Origin of the sequence: Parabacteroides sp. AF14-59, assembly GCF_003479515.1 — a bacterium.
Classification (GTDB): Bacteria; Bacteroidota; Bacteroidia; order Bacteroidales; family Tannerellaceae; genus Parabacteroides; species Parabacteroides faecis.
In genome coordinates, this window is sequence record NZ_QUHH01000004.1 from 12926 (window position 1) to 37829 (window position 24904).

The following is a 24904-nucleotide window of genomic DNA, read 5'->3' on the forward strand; positions in this document are numbered from 1 at the left end:
AGTACCTTCCAATCAGAATGTTTTAGACCAAATGCATGTCTTAAGGAGTCCAAGCCGATGACTTGCATTCATTATTTATCAAAAACAATACAAAGTTATGAAAAAAAACAATGACAGGGATTGTTGTGTCCCGTTATTCAGAAAAACAATTCGTATTATGAGGATCACAGTTTTATTTTCACTGGCTGTAGCCTGTTGTATTTCTGCTTCTACCTACGCGCAGGATTACAAAGTCTCAATAAACAAACAGAACAGTAGTATAATTGAGATTCTGAAAGAGATTGAAAAAAACAGTGAGTTTACATTCTTTTTCAATGATAACCATGTAAATGTAAACAGGAAAGTGAGCGTAAAAGCGAAAGATGTTTCTTTGGAAGAGGTGCTTGCACAAGTTTTCAGGAATACCGGATATGAGTATCAGATCATAGATCGCCAGGTGCTGATCAAAGTGGCTGCCGGGGGGCGTTTGAATGCTCTTGTGGACCAGCAAAATACAAAGTCGGTTTCCGGTGTCATTTACGACGAAGAAGGACTGCCGGTTATCGGTGCGAATGTCGTGGAGAAAGGAACGACCAATGGTACCATTACCAATGCCGAAGGGAGCTTCTCCCTTAATGTTGCGTCAGACGCAACATTAGTGATTACTTATATAGGATATGTGACAAATGAAATATCCGTAGCCGGTAAAAATACGGTAACCGTTACTTTGAAAGAAGATTCGGAAATGTTGGATGAGGTTGTTGTCGTTGGGTATGGTACAATGAAAAAGAGAGATTTGACGGGAGCGGTTGCTGCCGTGAAGGGTGATGACCTGGCATCCCGTAAAACCACACAGTTATCGACGGCTTTGCAAGGTTCTGTTGCCGGAGTGATGGTGACCCGCGATAATAGTGCACCGGGAGCTGCTGCCGGTAGTATCAGGGTCCGTGGTATTACGACTATCGGCGATACCAGTCCGCTGGTGATAATAGATGGTGTTCCGGGTGGCATTAATGACGTGAACCCGAATGATGTAGAAAGTATGTCGGTCTTGAAAGATGCTGCATCCGCTTCTATTTACGGTTCACGTGCCGCTGCCGGTGTTATTTTGATCACAACCAAACGTGCCCAGGAAAAGAGCCTGTCGATTGATTACAATTTTGAATACGGGTTGGAGATCCCGACAAAACAACCTGAATATGTCGGTGTCAAACGTTTTCTGGAAACAACCAATGAACTGCGTTATAACGACAACAAATCCGGAGGTTGGAACCAGGCCTATTCGGAAGAAGACATAAACAACTGGGAGAAAAATTATCTGACGAACCCTGATAAATATCCGATGACGGATTGGGTAGGGATGATCCTGAAAGGATCGGCTCCGCGCCAGACCCATACGATCAGCGTGGCGGGAGGTTCCAAAGCTGTAAAATCGAATGCTTCGTTTGTTTATGACAAAGTGGATGGCCTGTATGCCGATCGTTATTACGAACGTTTTATGATTCGTTCCAATAATGACTTTACGGTAAATAAATATCTGGGGGCAACGTTGGACTTTAATTTTAAACGGACCAAGAATCACCAGCCCCATTACTCTCCTTTCGCTAACATGCGTCTGGCTCCTATGATCTATCCGGCTGTATGGGCCAATGGGGAATATGCAGACGGAAAGAATGGCAACAACCCTTACGCAAATGTAAATTCGGGAGGTTTTAAGGATGAATGGTATAACCAGCTTGGAGGACGTGCTGCAATCAATATTACTCCGCTCGACGGTTTAAAGATCTCGGGTGTAATTGCTCCGAATTATACGTTTGAGAAAAAGAAACATTTCCGTAAGGCAGTCTCTTATTCTTTGGCCGACGATCCGAATACGGTTGGTGGTTATATGGAAGGTTATAATACGACAAAATTGTCTGAAGATAGAAATGACAGTTACAATGTGACCATTCAGGGCATAGCGAATTATATGAAAACCTTCGGCAAGCACGATCTGAACCTGATGGCAGGTTATGAAATGTATAACTCTTTTGCGGAAAACCTGGGAGCTTCCCGTGATCAGTATGAGTTGATAAACTTCCCTTATCTGAATGTCGGTCCGTTAGACCTCCGTGATAACAGCGGTAGTGCTACGGAATTATCTTATCGTTCGTGGTTTGGACGGGTAGCCTATAATTTTGATAACAGGTATTTGTTGCAGGCGAATGTCCGCTACGACGGATCTTCACGGTTCCATTCCGATTATCGCTGGGGATTTTTCCCTTCTTTCTCCGCCGGTTGGGTGATGAGTGAAGAGGCTTTTATGAAAAATGCGGACATCGATTGGTTATCTTTCCTCAAGTTGAGAGCTTCTTACGGTACTCTGGGAAATGAGCGGATTACCGATAAGGACGGAAATGCCCTTTATTATCCGTATCAGGCATTTATTAACTTTAGTGACGTGCTGTTTTATCAGAATGGAAATGTTGTGCCGGAGTTATCGGCTGCACAATGGGCTTATGCCGTCGAGAATATTTCCTGGGAGACTACCCGTTCTGTCGATGTCGGTCTGGATGCTACTTTCTTTAATAACCGTCTGCGCTTTAGCGGCGATTATTACAACAAGCAAACCAAAGATATGTTACTGGCGTTGGAAATTCCTGATTATGTAGGATTCGATAACCCTCAGAGAAATACAGGAAAGATGTATACGAACGGCTACGATCTCGAGTTGGCATGGAATGACCGGATCGGTGATCTGACCTATGGTATATCGGTTAACTTCTCAGACTTTGTTTCTAAAATGGGAGATCTGGGCGGTACCGAATTCCTGGGTGATCAGGTGAAGATCAAAGGCAGTGAATTCAACGAATGGTATGGTTACCTGAGTGACGGCCTGATGTTGACGGATGAGGATTTGAAAGGCCCGAAGCTGAACGATAATGTTCAGTTGGGAGACATTAAATATAAAGACATATCCGGACCGGACGGCGTTCCCGACGGAAAGATTTCACCGGAGTATGACCGTGTTCTGTTGGGTGGCTCTTTACCCCGTTTCCAGTATGGCGGGACATTGAACCTGGGGTATAAAGGAATTGATTTTTCTGTTGCCTTCCAGGGAATCGGTCGGAGAAATACACGTTTGTCTCCGGCTATGGTACAGCCTCTTCAGTCCAATTGGGGAAATACTCCGGCTATTATCGATGGTAATTATTGGTCGGAGAAAAATACGGAAGCTCAGAATGCACAGGCTCTTTATCCTCGTTTATCGTATGCCAATAACGCTATTAATTATGCCATGTCAGACTTTTGGATGTTCAATGGGCGTTATTTCCGTCTGAAGAATCTGACTTTGGGATACACGTTGCCTGCTGCCTGGACAGAAAAGGTGATGATTAAACGGGCCCGTGTTTATGTTGCAGCGAACGACCTGTTCTGTATAAGTAAGTATCCGAAAGGATGGGATCCTGAAATGGGCAGTTCTTCCTATCCGATCACTACATCTGTGTTGTTTGGATTATCCGTTAAATTTTAAAAGAATAAAAAGATGAAACATACATTGATTATATTATTAGGATGTTGTTTGGGATTAAACTCTTGCAATGACCTGGATCTGAATCCTCTTTCACAGGCTTCCAGTGAAAATTGGTATTCCAATGAAACGGAAATAGAAATGTCTGTCAAGGGGTTCTACCGCGATGACTTCTGGCCGTTGGACAATGAAGATAAAACGGACAATTTCATTTATCGGGAAACTCCTTCGGAGATCATAAAAGGTACTTTTAACGGGCAGAGTGGCGACGTAACGACCTTATGGGCCAACCAGTATAAATCGATTGCCCGGGCAAATACGATCCTGGCAAATATGGATAAGGCGGCAAGTATGGGAATATCGGAGGTAAAGCTGAAACAATACGAAGCCGAAGCCTTATTCCAGCGGGCTTCCTGTTATGCGAGGCTGGTCACTTATTTCGGAGATGTTGTTTATGTGACGGAAGTGGTCGATATAGAGGAGGCATTCAAGCTCGGACGTACTCCGAAATCAGAAATTATACCGAAGATTTATGCCGATTATGATAAGGCGATCGAGGGATTACCTGAAAAATATACAGGTGTCTCTTCCCAACGTGCCACAAAAGGGGCTGCATTGGCATTGAAAGCCCGCTTTGCCTTGTATATGGGGGACTGGGATATTGTAGCAGACGCTACAAAGAAATGTATGGATTTGAATATTTACAAGTTGTATCCGGATTATGCCGGCCTTTTCCTGACCTCGACAAAAAATGCGGAGGAATCCATATTCTTACTTCCCCGTTCTATCGAATATAAAGTAACATTGGGTAACTGGACGGTGATGAATGAGGTATCGAGAAATACCGGAGGCTGGGGAGCTTTCGCCCCTTCATGGGATTTGCTTGCAGCGTATGATTGTACGGACGGGTTGCCTGTCGATGAATCTCCTTTATTCGATCCGCATGATCCGTTCAAGAATCGTGATCCCCGTTGTACGGCTACTATTGTCGAATTTGGAACTCCGCATCTGGGATTTGAATATAACCCTCATCCGGATGCCGTGGAAGTAATGAACTATAATACCGGCAAAATGCAAAAGAACAATGATGCCCGTGTGAATGCCCAGTTCGCCTCTTTCAACGGATTATTATGGAAAAAAGGAATTGATGAAACATGGCTGGAAAACGGGAAGGATGTGGCCCCGGATAAGATTATTATCCGTTATGCGGACGTTCTGTTAATGTATGCGGAGGCAAAGATCGAATTGAATCAGATCGATCAATCGGTTCTGGATGCGATCAACCGGGTACGTGCAAGAGCGTATGGTGTCGACTATACCAATATAAGTGCCTACCCGGCAGTAACTACGACCAGCCAGCAGAAACTACGGACGATCCTGCGCACGGAACGGCGTGTGGAGTTTGCAAAAGAAGGATTGCGTTATATGGACCTGGTCAGATGGAAGATTGCAGGCAAGGCTTTGACACGGCCGAATTATGGCATGTTATATCCTGTTAATCTGTTACAGGAGAAAGTGGTGAATAAAGGTTTGTGGTTCTGGCCCGGCATTCCACAGGTAGACGAAGATGGAATCCCAGACTTTTCCGCTATGGAGAAAGCCGGATTGATAGCCCCGATGTCTCAGCGTATGTGGAACGACCGCCAGTATCTCTGGCCGATCCCGACGAAAGAGGTTCTGATCAATGAAAACCTGAAACAGAATCCGGGATATTGATAAGAATAGGTTAGCACTATTAAATACCAGAGGCTCTTCTCTGCTTTTCAAATGAAAACCTGGCCGGAGAGCCTCTGTATAAACATTATTTTCAGAAATAATTAAAAGAAGATGAAGATGAAATTAAACAGTACGATAGGTCTGATGGCTGTACTATCGGTGATGAGTTGTTCAGCGCAGAAAGAAACCAAAAGAATCCCGGATTCCGTTTCCGGCATTTATCCGCGTCTGGCATATTATAACAATGAGGGAGAGTGTGGAACCGGGGCGGTTGTTCCCTGGGCAGACCGGCTGTGGGTCATAACCTATGGACCTCATTTGCCGAACGGATCATCCGACAAATTGTATGAAGTGACACCGGATTTCCGGCAGATCGTACGTGACGAGAGCATAGGGGGAACCCCGGCGAACCGTATGATACATAAAGAAAGCGATCAGTTATTCATAGGTCCGTATGCCATTGATAAAACCGGAAAAGTTCGTGTGATACCTTACCAGACGATGCCGGGACGCCATACCGGAAATGCCCGTCATTTGACGGACCCGGCAGGTAAAATCTATTACGGGACGATGGAAGAAGGCTTTTATGAAGTAGATGTCAATACGCTGGAGGTAAAAGAACTGTATCAGGACGGAAATAACAAGAAACAGAAAAAGAATGATACGGATGCCGGTCCGATCAACGCCTTATTACCCGGAGTGCATGGGAAAGGGCTCTATTCCGGCCAGGGTGTCATGCTCTTTACCAATAACGGGGAAGGCACCCAGGAAGCGTTGAAAAAGTTTGACGTGGAAGCCGGTGTCCTGGCGGAATGGGATGGCAAAGACTGGAAAACAGTTCGCCGGAATCAGTTCGTGGAAGTGACGGGACCGGGCGGCATTTACGGAAATACGAATCCGGAGACCGATCCGTTATGGGCGACCGGCTGGGATCATAAATCAGTTATACTGGGAGTACGCGATGTGAAGAAAGGCTGGTCGTTCTACCGTCTTCCGAAAGCAAGCCATAGTTATGACGGGGCTCACGGATGGAATACGGAATGGCCGCGAATCCGCAATGTCGGGACGGAAACCAATCCGGATTACCTGATGACGATGCATGGTCTGTTCTGGCGTTTTCCCGGACAGTTTACTGCGGAAAACAGTGCCGGTATCCGTCCGCGGTCAGCCTATCTCAAAGTAATCGGCGATTTTACCCGATGGAATGACCGGTTGGTATTTGGTTGCGACGACTCTGCTCAAAAGGAATTTCTGAATAAACGAAAAGCAAAAGGAAATATAGAAGGACCGGGACAATCCAACTCCAATTTATGGTTTACCTCTTTCACAAAACCGGATGAACTGGGTCCGGCTACGGCTGAAGGGGCGGTCTGGGCCAAAGAAAGTATCAAAGCGAATGAAGCTTCCGAACCCTTCCTGTTTGCCGGTTGGGCGAATCGTACCGGTTGGATCAAAAATGAAGGAAAAGAACCGGCGACCTTTACCTATGAAGTCGATGAAACAGGTACGAACGAATGGAAAAGGTTAAGGGCTGTAACCGTGAAGCCGGGTAAAGCGGCCTGTGTACTATTTACCGCTACAGATAAAGGAGAATGGATCCGTGTAAAAGCGGATAAGAATACATTGGCGACGGTAAGTTTCTCATATACCACACCCGATACCCGTTCTTCGCAACCTGCTGCTATGTATAAGGGCCTGGCTTCTGCTGCGGAAACAAACCTGACGGGCGGATTATTGTACGGTCTGGGAGATAACCGTCGTGCCCTGGGAGTATTGGCAAATACCGTTACGAATGGCCGGGTTGCGGAAACCGGTTATTATGAAATGGGGGAGAAGCTCGAACTGGTCCGTAAGGACGATCCTGTTGTTGCTGATTTCATCCGGACTAAATTTGCCATTCCGCAACAGGTCGTTTCAATAGAGAACAGTTCCGTTTTAATTGTCGACGATTTAGGACGCAGATGGCGTTTGCCTTTGGGTGATGAAGCCTATGCACCGTTGACTAATCGGGGAGAACTCCGTGTTTGCCGGGAAGTGGCTACTGAGCGTGACCTGTTCTCCTGTATGGGAACGTTCTATGAACTTCCGGCCGAGAATGCGGATGGCTATGCCAAAATACGCCCGGTATCGACTCATAACTATCGCATCAACGACTACGCCTCTTATCGCGGAATGCTTATTCTTACAGGAGTAAAGCCGGAAGAAGGAAAAGACAATGAACACATTATCGTTTCCGATGACGGTAAGGCTGCCGTATGGGTTGGAGTTATCGACGATCTGTGGCAGCTGGGTAAACCGGTAGGTAAAGGTGGCCCGTGGAAAGATACGGAAGTAAAGGCCGGTATCCCGTCCGATCCTTATCTGATCGGCCTCTATGACAGGAAGCAGTTAGTTTTATCCCATCAATCTGATAAGGATGTGACGTTTTCTATCGAGGTAGACCCGACAGGAAATGGAGACTGGATGGAATATAAATTACAGCAGGTGAAGGCTGGAGAAAAATGGGCGTATGAATTTCCGGAAGAGTTCCAGGGGCGTTGGATTCGCTTCTCCACGGATGCGGATACGAAAGCTACGGCCTGGCTGGAGTATAAATAAACGTATAATCTAAAAATCAGTTTGGTCTTTTATATTCCCTGCTGTTAACTCCGGTATGGAGTTACCGGTAGGGAATGTATGTAGTCAGTGCCAGTGAATGCATGAGTATAGTCTCAGTAAATTATTGAGTCCGGTTCCCGGCTATTTGTCGAAAATAGAAGTGAACAACATGAACAAGGGCAAATAATCTTTTAACTCTTCCTTCAGTATTTCTATCGCCTTGCTCTTATATCTTTTTACAGTCCGGGTGGAGACGCCCATTATTTCTGCTATTTCTTCAATGTTTTTATTCTCGAAACGATTCAGCTCGAAAGCCAGTCTGTATTCGGGAGGAAGTTTTTCGAGCGTTTTGTTCAGCAGGTGCTGCAGTTCCTGCAATGTATAAAGATCATCCTGATTCTCGAAATATATAGGGATGTTCTTTTGGATAACTGTTTCATATTCCCGTTTGTATCCCTGGTTACGCAGGTAGTTCAGGCTGTGGTTCTTGACACATGTTATCAGAAAGTTCTTGGCGGAAACAGAAGGCGTGATCGTTTTTCTTTTATCCCAGATGGTGAAAAACACATCCTGTACAATATCCTCCCGTGTTTCCTGATCGTCGATATATCGTCTGGCGAACTGGCATAACGAAACGTAATACTGTTCGAATAATGAACGGTATGCGACCTGGTCATCGTTATTGGAGATACTCCATAAGAGATAGTCTATGTTTTCAGTTACAGCTTTTTCCACGGATAAATATGCGTTGAATCTCTTTCTTTTGTCAAACAAAGATAGCAATGAGAAAATATAAACCTTACTTTTTTGAAAGAAAAATAGAATTCGGGTGTCCTCTTTTCCTTTTTGGTGTGTCTAGTAATAAACAGAAATAAAATGGAACCAGATAACAAAGATATAAAAGAATACCTCCTTCTCGCAAAAGCGATCAATGACGATATTGTTGATTATGAGAACTATAATATAGGAAGGGCCTTTCTGAGGAATCAGCGAAGAATAGCCTCCGGTTCCCGAAAACAAAGACTTGTCAGGAGTGCCTTACGGATTGCAGCAGTCTTGTTATTACCCTTTATTTTGTCGACGGGGATATTATCTTATTTGTATATCGGCCAGATGCAAAATGATAAAGAGGTTTCTTTCCTGGAGGTCGTTTCTGCTCCGGGAGTTATAACAAAAATGGAATTGCCGGATAAATCGAAGGTATGGCTCAATGCCGGTAGTTCACTCCGTTATCCGTCCCGTTTCACGGGAAATGAGCGAAATGTTTATTTGTCGGGAGAAGGATATTTTGAAGTACAGTCGGATAAACAGAACCCTTTTTATGTATCTGTAAATGACAATATGAAAATAATGGCACACGGGACGAAGTTCAATGTAAATGCCTATGGCGATGAACAGTGGATTGAAACGACGCTCGAGACGGGATTGGTCGATGTCATTATGAATAAGCAATCCGTATTGCTGGAACCGAGTGAGTTGGCCTATTATGACAGATCGAACCAGAAGTTATCGATCCGCCCGGTCAATGTGGATGAAAAGACGGCCTGGAAAGACGGACGTCTGATATTCCGGAACACTTCGCTGGATGAGGTGGTGAAACAGCTCTCACGCCGTTATAATGTAGATATAGTTATGCATAAGAGAACGAATATCGATTATAAATGCCGGGCATCGTTCTCTACGGAAAGTATAACCCAGATACTCGATTACCTGAAACTGGTTGCTCCGATGAAATGGAAAATAGCGGAAACAAAACAGTTGCTGGACTCAACCTATCCGCGTCAGCGTATAGATATTTGGTTAAAATGAAGCTATAAACCGATTAAAGAAAGGAGGTTGTATAAGAAAAAGATCCATGTAAAAAAAAGGACAAGCATAAGCGCCAACTTATACCTGTCCCCAAATCAAAAAATTAAGTCCGAGACCAATCGGGCCTAATTAGTTTAATTAAAAATCCAAGTACAAAGTTATGAAAATTCTAAAACAATCCAATGGGGATATCCCCCGATGTATACCTAAATCAATGCGTGTTATGAGAATCGGTCTGTTCTTGTTATTTGTCATGATCGCCCAGCTACATGCAGAAAATTTGTATTCACAGAATACGGTTATCAATCTGAAGCTGGAGAATGCTACTGTAGAGCAAGTGTTGGACAAGATAGAAAAAGAAACGGATTTCTCGTTCCTGTTCACGGATAAGTCTGTGGATATTGACTGGAAAGTGAATGTAGATGTGCACGATAAGAATATAAATGAACTATTAGATATCTTATTTGGAGGGACCAACGTGCAATACCGTATTGTCGATAAACAGATCGTGTTATCCAATAGGCCGTTATTGGCGGAAAATGTGAACCAGCAAAAGAAGATCAGCGGAAAAGTGATCGATGCAAACGGTGACCCGGTCATTGGGGCGAACGTCGTAGAAAAGGAAACAACGAACGGTACGATTACCGATATGAGCGGTAATTTTGTTTTGTCCGTTAACCCGAATGCCGTGTTGAGCGTTTCCTATATAGGGTATGTCTCAAAAGATATTCAGGTGAAAGACAGATCCAGCTTTACTATCTCTCTGGAGGAAGACTCCGAATTATTGGATGAGGTTGTCGTTGTCGGATATGGAACCATGAAAAAGAAAGACCTGACGGGAGCTGTCGGAACCCTGAAGGGAGAGTCCTTGTCTGCACGGAAGACAACGCAGTTGTCCACCGCTTTGCAAGGGGCGACCTCTGGCGTTCTGGTTACGCGTGACAACAGTGCTCCGGGAGCTACGGCATCTATCAAGATACGTGGTGTGACAACTATCGGCGAATCGAGTCCGTTGGTCATTGTCGACGGGGTTCCCGGCGATATCAACCAGGTAAATCCGGATGACGTGGAAAGCATGTCCGTATTGAAGGATGCGGCTTCCGCTTCTATTTACGGTTCGCGGGCTGCGGCAGGTGTGATTGTGATCACGACGAAACGGGCAAAAGAAAACGACCTGTCACTCAATTATAATTTTGAATATGGCTGGGAGATGCCTACGCGGCTACCTGAATATGTAGGTGCCCAAAGGTTTATGGAAATGGTCAATGAACTGCGTTATAACGATAATAATGCAGGAGGTTGGTATCAGACCTATTCGGAAGACCAGGTCAACAACTGGATAAAAAACAATGCGACCGATCCGGATGCCTATCCAATCACCGACTGGCAGGATGAGATCCTGAAGAACTCAGCACCCCGCCAGACGCATTCGATCAATATCGCCGGTGGTAGTAAAGTCGTCCAGACAAAAGCCTCTTTCCGGTATGATAAAACAGACGGTATCTATGTGAACCGGAACTATGAGCGTTACATGATCCGGGTCAATAACGACTTTAAGATCAACAAATATATAGAAGCTCATTTAGATGTGAATTTCAAACGCTCCAAGTCAGAGGAACCGCATAGAAACCCGATGGACCTGCAATATCGTGCTACTCCGCCTATTTATGCGGCCCGGTGGAGCAACGGGATGTGGGGAGATGTGAAAGACGGCGAGAACACATTGGCTATGATCACCGACGGAGGTCTGAAGACTTCCTGGTATAACCGTTTGGGCGGTAAGGCGGCTATCGATATCTCTCCGATCGAAGGACTGAAGATATCTGGCGTGATCGCCCCGACCTATAACTTCGATAAAGTAAAAAGTTTCCGTAAACAGGTTCCTTTTACTTATGCCAACGATCCTAATACAGTAAAGGGATATATGAATGGTTTTACGACGACCAAGTTGACCGAGAACAGGAATGACAGTTACGATGTAACCACCCAGTTTTTCGCTAATTATAATAAATCATTCGGACAACATGATCTTTCCGCCATGATTGGTTATGAAGATTATTACGCATTCTGGGAAAACCTGAGCGCATCCCGCGACCAGTATGAACTGATGAATTTCCCTTATCTGGATATTGGTCCGGAGAATTTGAGAGACAATGGAGGCAACGCCGAAGAATATGCCTATCGTTCTTTCTTTGGCCGTATAGCATATAGTTATGCGAGCCGTTACCTGTTGCAGGTGAATTTCCGTCGTGACGGTTCGTCCCGCTTTGCCCCTGACAGCCGGTGGGCTAACTTCCCTTCGCTTTCGGCAGGATGGGTTGTCAGCGAAGAACAGTTTATGAAGAACCTGAACTGGAACTGGCTCTCGTTCCTGAAGTTAAGAGGTTCGTGGGGTACGTTGGGCAACGAACGTATCACGATGACTAAAAACAGCAGCACCGTACAGAATTATTATCCGTATCAGTCTGCTCTGAATTTTGGTTCAGCCTTGTTCTATAGCGGAAATTCCCTGAATTCCCTGTTGAGTGCCGCCCAGCAATATTATGCTGTCCGCAATATCTCCTGGGAAACGACAGAGACATGGGACATCGGTCTGGACGCTAATTTCCTGGATGGACGTTTACATTTTTCCGGAGACTTCTATAAGAAAAAGACCAAAGACATGCTGTTGGCCCTCGAAATACCCAAGTTCATCGGATACGACAACCCGAGTGTGAATACGGGCAATATGCATACGACCGGTTATGATCTGGAAATAGGATGGCGTGACCAGGTGGGCGATTTCAGATATTCCGTTTCGGCCAATTTATCTGATTTCATCTCGAAGATGGGTAATCTGGGAGGTACTGAATTTCTGGGAGAGAAGGTGAAGATGGAAGGCAGCCAGTTCGACGAATGGTATGGTTATATCAGCGACGGATTGTTCCAGACACAGGAAGAGGTGGATAATTCACCGAAACTGAATAATAACGTGACGGTTGGCGATATCAAATATAAAGATATTTCCGGTCCGGACGGCGTGCCCGATGGTAAAATATCTTCTGAATACGACCGCGTATTGTTGGGAGGTTCTCTTCCCCGCTACATGTTCGGCGTGAATTTCTCGGCTTCCTATAAAGGCTTTGATTTTTCAATGATGTTCCAGGGAGTAGGCAGTCAGAATTCCCGTATCAGCAGAAATATGATCGAAGGCTTGAATACGAACTGGGGCGGATTCCCCTCCATCCTGGAAGGTGATTATTGGAGTACGAACAATACGGCTGCGGAAAATGCAGGGGTGAAGTATCCCCGCCTGACACGTAATAGCGTGGATGCCAATATGAGCATGTCAGATTATTGGATGTTCAACGGACGTTATTTGAGAATGAAGAACCTGACGGTAGGTTATACGCTTCCTGGCGTATGGACGAAGAAGATAAGCATGGAGTCTGTCCGGTTCTATCTCTCCGGCAATGATCTGTTCTGCCTGAGTAAATACCCTCACGGCTGGGACCCTGAAGTAAGTACGACGGGCTATCCTATTACGATGTCGGTGCTGTTAGGTGTATCTGTTAATTTTTAAATGAAAAAGACCATGAAACGAAATAATATAATAGTTTGCTTATTCAGCGGTATCACGCTGCTTACTGCCTGCCATGATTTGGATTTGAACCCGTTGTCTTATGGTTCGACAGAAACCTGGTATTCCAATGAGATAGAGATAGAAATGGCTGTCAACGAATTGTATAGAGATGCATTCTGGCCGTTGGATGAAGAGGGTAATACCGATTGGTCTGACGATAATATCTATCGCGAGTCCCTGACTCCTTTTCAGAATGCGACCTTGAACGGGCAGACGGATAAGGTGACGGACTTGTGGTCCAAACAATATAAAGTCGTTTCCCGTGCCAACGGGGTTATTCTGAAAGCACACCGTGCCGTCGAGGCCGGAGCTTCTGAATCGAAGATCAATGGTTTTGTTGCTGAAGCCCATTTTCACAGGGCATGTGCCTATGCGAAATTGTCCTCGAAGTTCGGAGATATCCCTCTGGTAGAGACCGATATCGACATAGAGGAAGGGATGGCGATGGGACGCACGGATATTGCCCTTGTAAAACAATTTGTGTATGACGAGTTCGATACCGCTGCGGAAACCTTGCCCGTTTCCTATTCCGGAGTCCAGCGGGCCACGAAAGGCGCGGCTCTGGCAATGAAGGCCAGGTATGCACTTTATATGGGCGATTACGAAGTGGTCGTTGCTGCAACGAAGGCTGTTATGGATTTAGGAGTGTATTCTTTGCATAAAGATTACAGGAACTTATTCCTGACAAGTACTAAAAATGCGGAAGAGTCTGTTTTCCTGATTCCCCGTTCCGTTGAATATAATGTCGTAATGAATGTGAGAGGCTGGTTGCCCCGGAATTCCGGCGGATATGCGGTCCCGAATCCGACCTGGGAATTGTTCGCTTCGTATACCTGTACGGACGGATTGCCGATCGATGAATCTCCGTTGTTCGATCCCCATGACCCGTTTAAGAACCGTGATCCCCGCTTGTCCATGACGATCGTTCCGTTTGGTGAGACTTTTCTGGGGATAGAGTTCAACCCCCATCCGGAAGCGTTGGAAGTAATGAATTATAACACAGGTACGATGATCAAGAACAACGATAGCCGTGCAGTCGCTCAGTATGCTTCCTACAATGGCCTGGTATGGAAAAAGGGAATGGATGAAAGTTGCCTGGAAAATGCTTATAATATTGATCCTGATAAGATTATCGTTCGCTATGCGGATGTCTTGTTGATGTATGCGGAAGCAAAGATCGAATTGAATCAGATCGATCAGTCTGTACTGGATGCCATGAATGAAGTTCGGGCAAGAGCCTACGGTGTCGATAAATCTGCCGTAGGTCAATATCCGGCGTTTACTTCTACCGACCGGAATACGTTGAGGTCTCAGTTGCGTATGGAAAGACGGGTGGAGTTTGCCAAGGAAGGACTTCGTTACATGGACCTGATGCGTTGGAAGCTGATGGATAAAGTAATGAGCAAGAAGGTCTATATGATGCTTTATCCGGCTTCACTGCTGATAGAGAAAGTAGTCAGCCAGGGTGACTGGTTCTGGCCTTTTGCTCCGGAGATCGACGAGAATGGCCTGGCCGATTTTTCCAAAATAGAGGCAGCGGGTAAGATTGCTGTTGTGGCACAGAAGAAGTGGGACAATCGCCAGTATTTGTGGCCGATACCTACGACTGAGATTCTGATCAATCCGAATATGAAACAAAATCCGGATTATTGATCAGAAAGGTAAAAGGTATTTTATTTTTCGTAAAAGGAAGATAAAATACCTTTTCTTTCCTGATACAAAAACGGAAAAACAGGATCGAATGATGAGTAATAGAAGAGATTTTGTAAAAAAGGCAGGTGCGATGGCTATGGCAATGGCTGTCCCTGCTATTGCGTACCCGGCATCAGAGGTTTCAAAAGAAAAGAGTTTGTCTTTGAAACGTCCGAAAATAAAGGTCGATGACCGGTGGGATGTGATCGTCGTGGGAGGAGGACCGGCCGGATGTACGGCTGCTATTTCCGCCGCCCGCGAAGGAGCGAAGACTCTATTGATAGAAGCGATGGGGCAGTTGGGAGGAATGGGAACATCAGGTATGGTCCCTGCCTGGTGCCCGTTTTCCGACGGAGAAAAGATCATATACAGGGGACTGGCAGAGAAAATATTCGAAGCTTCCCGGAAAGGAGTACCCCATGAACCGGCGGATAAACTCGACTGGGTGAGCATTAATCCCGAATATTTGATGACCGTTTATGACAGGATGGTCATGGAGGCCGGAGCTAAGGTTCTGTTTTTTTCCCGCCTGGCAGCAGTGGAAATGTCGTCGGATGATACGGTCGATGCGATCGTCGTGTCGAATAAGGCGGGGCTTGTCGCTTTTAAAAGCAAGGTCTATATAGATGCGACGGGAGATGGGGACCTGGCAGCCTGGGCAGGTGCTCCGTTCAGGCGCGGATATGGCGATGATGGTGCTGTTCAGAAGTCCAGCCTGTGTTTTTCTTTCGCGAATATAGATTCTTATGACTATATGAACGGTCCGACCCTCTATCGGTGGAAGGATGAGAAAACACCGCTTTATGTAGCGGTCCGTTCGGGTAAATATCCGTTGGTGGATACCCATTTTTGTAATAACCTGGCAGGTCCGGATGTCATTCAATGCAATGCCGGGCATATGGATGTCGATACGACCGATCCGTGGGCTGTCTCGGAAGCGATGGTACTAGGCCGCCGGAAAGCAGTGGAGTACCTGGAAGCGATGAAAGATGTGCGTCCTACGACGTTTGCCAATGCCTTTGTGGTAAAGACCGCCTCTTTGTTGGGAGTGAGGGACAGTCGCCGGATCGAGGGCGATTATATCTTTACGGTCGATGACTGGAGGGATCGGAAATCTTTTGAAGATGAAATAGGGCGTAATTGCTACTATATAGATATTCATAGTGGCAAACATACCCCCGAGCATTATAAAAAAGGAGAATCGCACGGCATACCTTACCGTTGTCTGACCCCTAAAGGCATTAAGAACCTGCTGACGGCGGGGCGCTGTATCTCGACCGATGAGCAGGCTTTTGGTAGTACCCGCGTGATGCCCTGCTGCCTGGTGACCGGAGAAGCTGCCGGTATGGCTGCCGTACATGCCGTTAAGCAGACCGGGAATGACGTCCATAAGATAGATACTTCGTATCTGAGGAAAAGATTGAAAGAAGAAGGACAGTTGATCTTATAGTCTTCTTATGTTATTAGTAATAATAAATGTCGATTTTTATGAAACAATGGTGGATTATAATATGCTTGATACTCTCTCCTTGTTTAAAAGCGGATAACCTCTTCATAGAAGCGGAAAGCTTTGACAAAAAAGGCGGATGGGTTCTGGATAACCAGTCTATGGGACAAATGGGGTCTCCCTATCTGCTGGCACACGGAATGGGAGTCCCGGTGGAAAATGCCTCGACTCTCCTGCAGGTCCGGGAGGCTGGTGAGTATCGTGTCTGGGTACGAACCAGGGATTGGGTGAAGCAATGGGATAAGCCCGGTTCTCCGGGACGTTTTGAAGTGCTGTTGAATGGAAAAGCCTTGCGTACGACCTTCGGGACGGAAAAGGCGGTCTGGCATTGGCAGGATGGAGGAACGGTCCTGCTGAAGGCCGGTGAAAACAGTCTGGAACTTCATGACCTGACAGGTTTTGAAGGCAGGTGCGATGCTGTTTTTCTGACATCTTCGCAGGATTTACTCCCCCCGGACGGAGGAAATGAATTGGCTGATTTTCGCCGGAAGATGTCGGGGTTGCCTGCTGAACCGGAAGAGGCCGGTGAATATGACCTGGTTGTCGTTGGCGGCGGTATGGCCGGATGCTGTGCAGCTCTCAGTGCTGCTCGTCTGGGTTGTAAGGTCGCATTGATACAGAATCGTCCGGTGTTGGGCGGGAACAATAGCTCGGAAGTCCGTGTCGGTCTTTCCGGCCTGATTGCCAGCCAGCCGTACCCTAACCTGGGCAATTTGCTTGATGAGTTCGGCGTTGTGGGGCATTGGAACGACTGGGAAGCGAAACAAGATCCATCGTCGACAAGAAGTAAACAGATCCGGGAGATTTTACAGCGTCACCCGGAAAAGAAAATCCATAATGCAGGCCCGGCGACAAATTATGAGGATGAGAAAAAACAATCTTTGTTGCAGGGGCAGGAAAACCTCAGCTTATTCCTGAATATGCAGGTGTATGATCTTAGAAAAGAAGGGGATAGGATTACTTTTGTGATCGGGAAAAGCATTATTTCCGGAAAAGAATATATCTTTAGAGGACGATTATTTGCTGATTGTACGGGGGATGGTGAAGTAGGATTCCTTGCCGGAGCCGATTATCGGGTAGGCAGGGAAAGCAAGGATGAAACGGGTGAAGCCAGAGCTCCCTTAAAAGCCGACCGGTTGGTCATGGGAACGTCTGTGCAATGGTATGCGGAGGATGCGCCTGACCGTTCCGGGTTCCCTGATTGCCCGTGGGCTATCCGCTTCACAGAGGAAACCTGTGTTCCCGCCATGCGGGGCGACTGGGATTGGGAAGCCGGTCTCGACAGAGATCAGATCACGGAGATTGAATATATCAGAGACCATGCTCTTCGTGCCGTTTACGGTAATTGGGCCTTTCTGAAAAATCAAAGCAGTAAGAAAGAACAGTTTGCCGGAAAGAAATTGGCATGGGTCGCTTATATCGGCGGAAAACGTGAGTCCCGTCGTTTGCTGGGAGATATCGTTTTGCGTGAACAGGATTTGCTGGAGAATATTTCTTATGAAGATGCAACCTTTACGACGACCTGGGGAGTAGACCTGCATTATCCTAAACCGATTGCGGGAATGGACGAAGAACCGTTCCTGTCCTATTGTGATGTGCAGGAGATAAAACCCTATGCAGTTCCGTACCGTTGCCTGTATTCGAGAAATGTCGGAAATTTGTTCATGGCAGGCCGGAATATAAGCGTGACCCATGTCGCACTCGGAACGGTACGGGTGATGCGTACCGGTGGAATGATGGGAGAAGTGGTTGGCATGGCGGCTTCGTTGTGTAAAAAGTTCGACACGTATCCCAGAGGGATATATGAAATGTATTTGCCGGATTTGCAGACGTTGATGCGGCAGGGTGTGGGTAAACCCGGCTTTCCCGATGCTGATAAATTAGACTAATGTAAATATATGTATCATGAAAACAGTACTGACATTCTTTTTATTATTGAGTTTTGGAACGATACGTGCCGCCGATCTGTTCGTCGAAGCCGAGAGCTTCACTCATAAAGGCGGTTGGGTTGTCGACCAGCAGTTCATGGACCTGATGGGGTCGCCTTACCTGCTGGCACATGGCATGGGTGAACCGGTGGAGGATGCTTATACGGAAGTGACTTTCCCCGAAACAGGAACCTATTATGCTTATGTCCGGACGTATAACTGGACTTCTCCCTGGAAAGACGGGGAAGGCCCCGGCAAGTTCTGCCTGTCTGTCGGAAACAAAAAGTTGATTTCTCCCCTGGGAGCCGAAGGTTCAGCCTGGATGTGGCAGGTTGCCGGGAAAATATCCGTCAAGGATCGGAAGACTGTCCTGAAGCTGCAGGACCTGACCGGTTTCGACGGCCGTTGCGATGCAATCTATTTTACGACGGAAGAGGGGAAAGTGCCGCCTTCAGATGTAAAAGAGCTGGAAGCTTTCCGGCGCGAGGCATTGGGTCTGCCTGATACCCCGGCTCTCGCAGGACAGTATGACCTGGTTGTCATAGGGGCCGGGATTGCCGGGATGAGTGCGGCGGTATCTGCTGCCCGACTCGGATGCAAGGTCGCGTTGATCAACGACCGTCCCGTTGTCGGAGGTAACAACAGTTCGGAGATACGTGTACATCTGGGTGGCCGTATCGAGGCAGGTCCTTACAAAGAACTGGGAAACCTGCAGAAAGAATTTGGACCGACTCGCGGAGGAAATGCACAACCGGCGGATTATTACGAAGACCGGAAGAAGCTGGACTGGCTGGCAAACGAAAAGAATATAACTCTTTACCTCAATTATCGTGCTATCGGTGTCGCGAAGGATGGCAATAATATTACTTCGGTTGTGGCCAAACATATTGAAAGCGGCGCAGAACTCGAATTTAAGGCTCCTTTATTCTCGGATTGTACAGGTGACGGAACGATCGGTTACCTGGCAGGTGCCGATTATCGTATGGGCCGTGAGAGCCGGGAAGAATTCGGTGAAAATACCGCACCGGAGAAGCCGGATAAAATGACAATGGGTGCATCGGTCCAATGGTATTCGGTCGATAATAAAAAGCCTTCTGCATTTTCTCACTTCAACTACGGTGTGGAATTTAATGAAGAGAATTGCGAAAAGGTGATGATGGGAGAATGGACCTGGGAGACAGGAATGAATTATGACCAGATAAAAGATTTCGAACGCATACGTGACTACGGATTATTGGTCGTATATTCCAACTGGAACTACCTGAAAAACCGTATGAAGGATAACTCCCAATACCGTAACCGTAAGTTGGGTTGGGTCGCCTATGTGTCCGGCAAACGTGAGTCCCGCCGTCTGATGGGAGATTATATATTGAAGGAAGACGACCTCCGTAAATACGTGATGCATGAAGACGGGACAGCCGCTACGACCTGGAGTATCGATTTACACTATCCCGACCCCGCTAACACGAAGAACTTCCCGGGGCAGGAATTCAAATCGATTGCCAAACACATCAATATTTATCCGTATCCGATTCCTTACCGCTGCCTGTATTCCCGGAATATCGACAATCTGTTTATGGCAGGCCGTAATATAAGCGTGACTCATGTTGCTTTGGGAACTGTCCGTGTTATGCGTACAACGGGAATGATGGGGGAAGTGGTCGGAATGGCTACCTCTATCTGCAAAAAATATGGTGTCAAGCCCAGAAACGTCTATCAATCCCATTTGGACGAGTTGAAGAAACTGATGGAAGACGGTACCGGAAAGAAAGGTTTGCCTAATAACCAAACGTATAATGAAGGAGGAACATTGAAGGAGAAACCGGTTGTCAAATAGTATTTCTTAGCTATATATTCCCAGCCACCTGATATAATTCTGTCAGGTGGCTGGCTTAGTTATGCTGCTCACCTGTCTCAGGTCTGCCGGGAGAAGGAACTACGCAAACCTTTGCGTAGTTTTTTTTCATATAACCGGCTGTATACAATATATAAAAGTTATACATTTGAGGTATTAAAAGCTTAATAATTAATACTATGAAACTCTATTCTTTATTATTGTGTACATCTGCCGCTCTCTGTATCGGAACGCAAAGTCTGACTGCGCAGATAACCGAAAGGCCGCGTCCTGCCGAATGGGATAACCTGGTGGAAGGTGCCCGGTTCATAGACCGCTTTCTTCCCATGCCTGCCGGAAAACTGAGTGCCGATGTCTGGGGAGCCAAAGAGGTGGTTCCGCGTTATGTGGATAACGGGATTGAAGACAATGTTCGTTCCTATTGGGGTGGTAATATCCTGAAAGAGAAGGATAACAAATACCATCTGTATGTCTGCGGATGGCCGGAGAACTCGCCGAAAGGGCATATGTTTTGGCCTAACTCGACAGTCTATCATGCTGTATGCGACAATTCGACAGGCCCTTTCACCATCAAAGATACGATCGGACCGGGACATAATCCGGAAGCCTTCCGCCTGAAAGACGGGCGTGTGGTCGTCTATGTCATCGACGGTTATTATCTGGCGGATGACCTGAACGGTCCGTGGACCCGTAAGAAGTTTGATTTCGACAACCGCGACCGCCGGATCATAGAGGGCCTTTCAAACCTGACATTCGCCCGGCGTGAGGACGGCTCTTTTCTGATGGTTTGCCGGGGAGGGGGCGTATGGATCAGCCAAACCGGACTTTCCCCTTACAACCAGATTACGGATAAACGAGTATATCCTCCGGTAAAGGGTGAGTTTGAAGATCCTGTCGTGTGGCGCGACCATATCCAGTATCACCTGATCGTAAACGACTGGCTGGGCCGTATCGCCTTTTATCAACGTTCGAAAGATGGTGTCAATTGGATAACCGATCCGGGAGAAGCTTATCTGCCGGGAGTCTCTTTCCATGAAGATGGAAAAGTGGAGAACTGGTTCAAATACGAACGAATCAAAATTTTTCAGGATAAGTACGGCCGTGCTATCCAGGCAAATTTTGCAGTTATCGATACATTGAAGAACGAAGATCTGCCGAACGATAACCACAGTTCCAAGAATATCAGCATTCCCTTGAATCCGGGTGTCTTACTGACTGTTCTCGATACGAAACCGATTACGGATAAAACAAAAACGATCCGTGTAAAGATCACTGCCGAGGAAGGTTTTAACCCGCAGACGGATATCGACCTGGCTTCTTTGCGTTTCGGTGCATCTACCGAGGTCAATCATGGCAGAGGTTGCCGGGTACAGAGCACGAAGAATGACGGGAAAGACCTGATCGTCACTTTCGATGCAAAGGGTAACGGCATAACGGCCGAAGAGTTCGCCCCTAAATTATTGGGAAAAACGACTTCCGGCAAATTACTTTACGGATATGCCCGTTTGCCCTGGATCAGCTATAACGACCCGATCCTTTCTGCCCGTCTACCGGTATTTGCTTCTGACAGCCAAAATATAAATGTAGTTGTGGAGAATTTTGGCCAGGTAGCCTCCGGACCTGCCGTTCTGAAACTGGAACAGCTTCAGGATGGAAACAGGAAGGAGATCGGGCAAACAAAACTGACCTCTCTGTCCCCTTATGGCAAAACAAATGTGACACTAACCCCTAAAATAAAGTTTGAGAAAGGAAAAGCATACGATTTTGTCCTGACTATCCGTACGTCGGACGATGTCGTATCCACTTTCACTTTTCAGACTACCCCGGTTGAATGAGTTTATTTTGAATATAGCCATAGGTTATTCTATTTACTGAAAATTGATCTTGGCAAAATGATTTCGTATTTCCTATTTCTGTATTAATATGTCAGATATATTGCTGAATGGGTTACGGGTGATCTTCCGGAAGAATGCTTTTAGAATTTTTTCGGTTACAATAATTAACAAATATTCCCCGGAATCGTTTTCTTAAACAAATTTTGGAAAAATAGTCAGTTCGTTTAAAACGAATTTTTTTTCATTTTAAATGAGTAGGTGATTCGTTTAAGACGAAAAAAGTGTTAAAAGTAGTTGCGCGAAGGATAGACTGATGCTTTTTTTAGCTTGAATAGTATGTTTTCTAGCAGTATTTATCTCTGGAGTGTCTGTGAAAAAGTTAGAAAATAGAGTGTTATAAGTAATGGAAATATCTGATTTGTAAAATAAATGGATATAATATAGGGGTAAATGTTATCTATCTGTTCTGTTGTTTTGTCATAAAGCATCCTGTTTGATAAACCTAAACCCTCGGAGAATACAGTAAAATTCATCAGCTCCATCCTTTGCTGGTATAATCGTTCCAGACATAGGTTGAAATAGCATTTTGACACATTTGACATTTTGCCTGTCGGAATGAATGAGAGTTGTATGTATATTATATTTCATAAGTCAATACCTTTTCTTCAGATAAGCATGTATTTTCTTATAGCCGGTAGCAATATGGGCTTCCACCGTTTTTTGTGATATTTCCAGCAAAGTGGCGATTTCTTTCTGTTTAAGTTTATCGGAAAGAAACAATCTGAATACTTCCCTGCACTTTTCCGGTAAAGAGTTGATCGCTTTCTGTATCAGTTCCCGTTGCTCCTCATCCAGTAGTTTGGATTCAGGATTATTGTTGTCCGGTATTACTTCGATATGGTACAGATCCAACGGAGCTTTTTCCGGCTCGTTCGTCCGGCGGATATAATGTAATGCCTGATGTTTTACGGAGGTATACAGGTAGCTTTCAATATTTTCTATTTTATCCAGCGTCTCTCTTTTCTTCCATATAATAAAGAATACGTCGGATACCGCTTCTTCAGCTTGTTCCTTGGATGACAGGTAGTAAAAAGCTTGATGGAACAACTGCTGATAGTACATGTCAAAAAGCAGACGAAAGGCTTTTTCGTCCCCCTTGGTGATTTTATCAATCAAGGATGATTTCGTGTATCCGCTCATTTTGAATTTCATACGTACTGCGTTCAGTGGTTTATCTCGATACAAAGGAAAAAGCAGTTTTTACAGGAGTAAATATACGGCTTTTCTTTTACGTGCAGTTTGTTCTCTGTGTTTTTAATAAAATAAATGGCAGAGTAATATTCCTGTAAATCAAATGGATATATAGGATGAATCAATGATGGACGTTTGCTTTTCATAAGGTAGACCTTATTTGCTTATCCGAAAATTCCCTGTCCGGATTGAACATAAAGAAAGCGTGGGAACTGTTGAATGTACCTAAATACGAGGTTCTAGACTACCTTAGTAACCGATACAAACAACATACCCACGCTCTTTATTTGATATATAGGTACACCCATGGGTATACGTACGTATATAACAAGATAAAGAACATGAGCGTTTGTTGTCTACTACCCGGTTACTATGAAATTGTCTAGATTTCGTATTTAGGATAATATCATTAACGCTTATGTTTTTAACATGTGAATGTGCCGCAACGCTTTGCTTTTTAAGCACGAAACAAATATATATAAAAAAGCCGAAAGGTGTATATCCGTATATATAATTTTCTGCCCCTTTCATTAAAATGTTAAAAATGAAATTCTTTATTAGGGTTTTTTCCGGAAGCTGTCATCTATATAAGTGAACAGGATAATTATCATAATAAAAAAAGATGTCGGATATAAAAAATAGAAGAGACGAAGAGATTATAGGACGCATTCGGTTTAAACCGGTTAAAACAGAACCGGATGTTGTCTACGATAGACTATGGCAGCGGGTAATGAATTCGGATACGATCATAATGGGTGTTTCTTCCGTCTGGAAATATGCATCGATCGCTGCTTCGGTTGCTTTGCTGATCGTTTCTTCTTTCTTATATAAGATGTATACGGAACCGAGGCCGCTGGCTTATCTGGAGGTTACTTCCATGATAGGTTCAAAGACACAGGTTTTGTTGCCGGATAGTACCGTTGTCTGGCTGAATGGAAATTCACATATCCGGTATCCTGAAGTGTTTGATAGTAAAACAAGGCAGATTGAGTTGACGGGTGAAGCGTTCTTTGATGTAACTGAGAATAAAGAGAAACCTTTTATTGTAAACCTGGATGGCATGCATGTGAGAGTTCTGGGAACAGAATTCAATATCTGGGCAGATCCGGATTCGGATTTGATCGAAACGACGCTGGTTGAAGGCTCGGTTGCATTATATACTGATACAAACAGTACCCCGACACCCGATGAGATTTTGATTCCGGGTGAACAGGCACTGTTCGATAAGCAGAGTGGAAGTATCGAAGTACGTCCGGTAAGGACCTCTTCCTATACTTCGTGGATGACAGGTGACTTCTTTTTCGAAAAAATCACATTCGGAGAGATCCTCAGTGTACTGGAACGTTCTTTTAGTGTGAAGTTTCATTTGAAAAACGAATCAATGAAAGATGTATTCCTGACGGCACAATTTACGCATAAGGAGTCGCTGGAGGAAATATTGTCTATCCTTCAAATCTCGATGAGATATAAATTTGAGATAAAGGATAGGGATGTGTATATCAGATAAACGATTGTTGAACCTTAAAAATTAATTGAAGACCATGAACAGTACGTAAAACAGTTTAAAAAATTGGGAATGCTACCAACATCCCCAATTTATG

Annotated in this window: 13 protein-coding genes; 11 read left to right on the top strand and 2 right to left on the bottom strand. The window is 45.3% G+C overall.

Annotated features, from left to right (window positions below; all coding sequences use genetic code 11):
• Window positions 1–97: 97 nt before the first annotated feature.
• The 3 genes from DWW23_RS06010 to DWW23_RS06020 all read left to right on the top strand — a co-directional run bounded on the left by DWW23_RS06010 (window position 98) and on the right by DWW23_RS06020 (window position 7804).
• Window positions 98–3493 carry a TonB-dependent receptor gene (locus DWW23_RS06010; RefSeq protein WP_122352380.1) on the top strand — a complete coding sequence of 1132 codons (3396 nt, stop codon included), beginning with the start codon at window positions 98–100 and terminating at the stop codon, window positions 3491–3493.
• 12 nt (window positions 3494–3505) lie between these two features.
• Entirely contained in the window at window positions 3506–5206 is a 1701-nt protein-coding gene (locus DWW23_RS06015) for a RagB/SusD family nutrient uptake outer membrane protein (protein WP_122352381.1), read from the top strand.
• Between the two features lie 117 nt (window positions 5207–5323).
• Complete coding sequence (locus DWW23_RS06020; RefSeq protein WP_122352603.1) at window positions 5324–7804, top strand: hypothetical protein; 2481 nt, start codon at window positions 5324–5326, stop codon at window positions 7802–7804.
• 141 nt (window positions 7805–7945) lie between these two features.
• Here DWW23_RS06020 and DWW23_RS06025 read toward each other — a convergent pair whose 3' ends face one another.
• The gene (locus DWW23_RS06025) at window positions 7946–8539 is read right to left on the bottom strand and encodes an RNA polymerase sigma-70 factor (protein ID WP_122352604.1); all 594 of its coding nucleotides are present in this window, start codon (window positions 8537–8539) and stop codon (window positions 7946–7948) included.
• A gap of 141 nt (window positions 8540–8680) precedes the next feature.
• On the opposite strand from DWW23_RS06025, the gene DWW23_RS06030 reads away from it, so the two are divergent.
• From DWW23_RS06030 to DWW23_RS06060, 7 genes are all read left to right on the top strand, one after another.
• A complete protein-coding gene (locus DWW23_RS06030; protein WP_122352382.1) occupies window positions 8681–9613 on the top strand; it encodes a FecR family protein in 933 nt (310 codons plus the stop codon).
• 160 nt (window positions 9614–9773) lie between these two features.
• Window positions 9774–13175 (top strand): TonB-dependent receptor, encoded by a 3402-nt coding sequence (locus DWW23_RS06035; RefSeq protein WP_122352383.1) that lies wholly within the window; start codon window positions 9774–9776, stop codon window positions 13173–13175.
• Between the two features lie 12 nt (window positions 13176–13187).
• Window positions 13188–14888: a RagB/SusD family nutrient uptake outer membrane protein gene (locus DWW23_RS06040; protein WP_122352384.1), complete on the top strand. Its 1701-nt coding sequence runs from the start codon at window positions 13188–13190 to the stop codon at window positions 14886–14888.
• A gap of 91 nt (window positions 14889–14979) precedes the next feature.
• Window positions 14980–16377 carry an FAD-dependent oxidoreductase gene (locus tag DWW23_RS06045; protein ID WP_122352385.1) on the top strand — a complete coding sequence of 466 codons (1398 nt, stop codon included), beginning with the start codon at window positions 14980–14982 and terminating at the stop codon, window positions 16375–16377.
• 38 nt (window positions 16378–16415) lie between these two features.
• Entirely contained in the window at window positions 16416–18323 is a 1908-nt protein-coding gene (locus DWW23_RS06050; protein WP_122352605.1) for an FAD-dependent oxidoreductase, read from the top strand.
• 16 nt (window positions 18324–18339) lie between these two features.
• Window positions 18340–20199 carry an FAD-dependent oxidoreductase gene (locus DWW23_RS06055; protein WP_122352386.1) on the top strand — a complete coding sequence of 620 codons (1860 nt, stop codon included), beginning with the start codon at window positions 18340–18342 and terminating at the stop codon, window positions 20197–20199.
• Window positions 20200–20396: 197 nt separating this feature from the next.
• Window positions 20397–22052: a glycoside hydrolase family protein gene (locus DWW23_RS06060; RefSeq protein ID WP_122352387.1), complete on the top strand. Its 1656-nt coding sequence runs from the start codon at window positions 20397–20399 to the stop codon at window positions 22050–22052.
• A gap of 651 nt (window positions 22053–22703) precedes the next feature.
• Here the strand turns inward: DWW23_RS06060 and DWW23_RS06065 are convergent.
• Window positions 22704–23264, bottom strand: a complete 561-nt coding sequence (locus DWW23_RS06065) for an RNA polymerase sigma factor (protein ID WP_183669466.1) — start codon at window positions 23262–23264, stop codon at window positions 22704–22706.
• Between the two features lie 661 nt (window positions 23265–23925).
• Between DWW23_RS06065 and DWW23_RS06070 the strand changes: the two genes are divergently transcribed.
• Window positions 23926–24810 (top strand): FecR family protein, encoded by an 885-nt coding sequence (locus DWW23_RS06070; protein ID WP_122352388.1) that lies wholly within the window; start codon window positions 23926–23928, stop codon window positions 24808–24810.
• Window positions 24811–24904 lie beyond the last annotated feature (94 nt).

Coding starts and splice junctions, on each gene's coding strand:
- DWW23_RS06030 (WP_122352382.1), top strand. CDS start 8,681: ATGGAACCAGATAACAAAGATATAAAAGAATACCTCCTTCTCGCAAAA.
- DWW23_RS06035 (WP_122352383.1), top strand. CDS start 9,774: ATGAAAATTCTAAAACAATCCAATGGGGATATCCCCCGATGTATACCT.
- DWW23_RS06015 (WP_122352381.1), top strand. CDS start 3,506: ATGAAACATACATTGATTATATTATTAGGATGTTGTTTGGGATTAAAC.
- DWW23_RS06010 (WP_122352380.1), top strand. CDS start 98: ATGAAAAAAAACAATGACAGGGATTGTTGTGTCCCGTTATTCAGAAAA.
- DWW23_RS06070 (WP_122352388.1), top strand. CDS start 23,926: ATGTCGGATATAAAAAATAGAAGAGACGAAGAGATTATAGGACGCATT.
- DWW23_RS06045 (WP_122352385.1), top strand. CDS start 14,980: ATGAGTAATAGAAGAGATTTTGTAAAAAAGGCAGGTGCGATGGCTATG.
- DWW23_RS06060 (WP_122352387.1), top strand. CDS start 20,397: ATGAAACTCTATTCTTTATTATTGTGTACATCTGCCGCTCTCTGTATC.
- DWW23_RS06020 (WP_122352603.1), top strand. CDS start 5,324: ATGAAATTAAACAGTACGATAGGTCTGATGGCTGTACTATCGGTGATG.
- DWW23_RS06050 (WP_122352605.1), top strand. CDS start 16,416: ATGAAACAATGGTGGATTATAATATGCTTGATACTCTCTCCTTGTTTA.
- DWW23_RS06055 (WP_122352386.1), top strand. CDS start 18,340: ATGAAAACAGTACTGACATTCTTTTTATTATTGAGTTTTGGAACGATA.
- DWW23_RS06040 (WP_122352384.1), top strand. CDS start 13,188: ATGAAACGAAATAATATAATAGTTTGCTTATTCAGCGGTATCACGCTG.
- DWW23_RS06065 (WP_183669466.1), bottom strand. CDS start 23,264: ATGAAATTCAAAATGAGCGGATACACGAAATCATCCTTGATTGATAAA.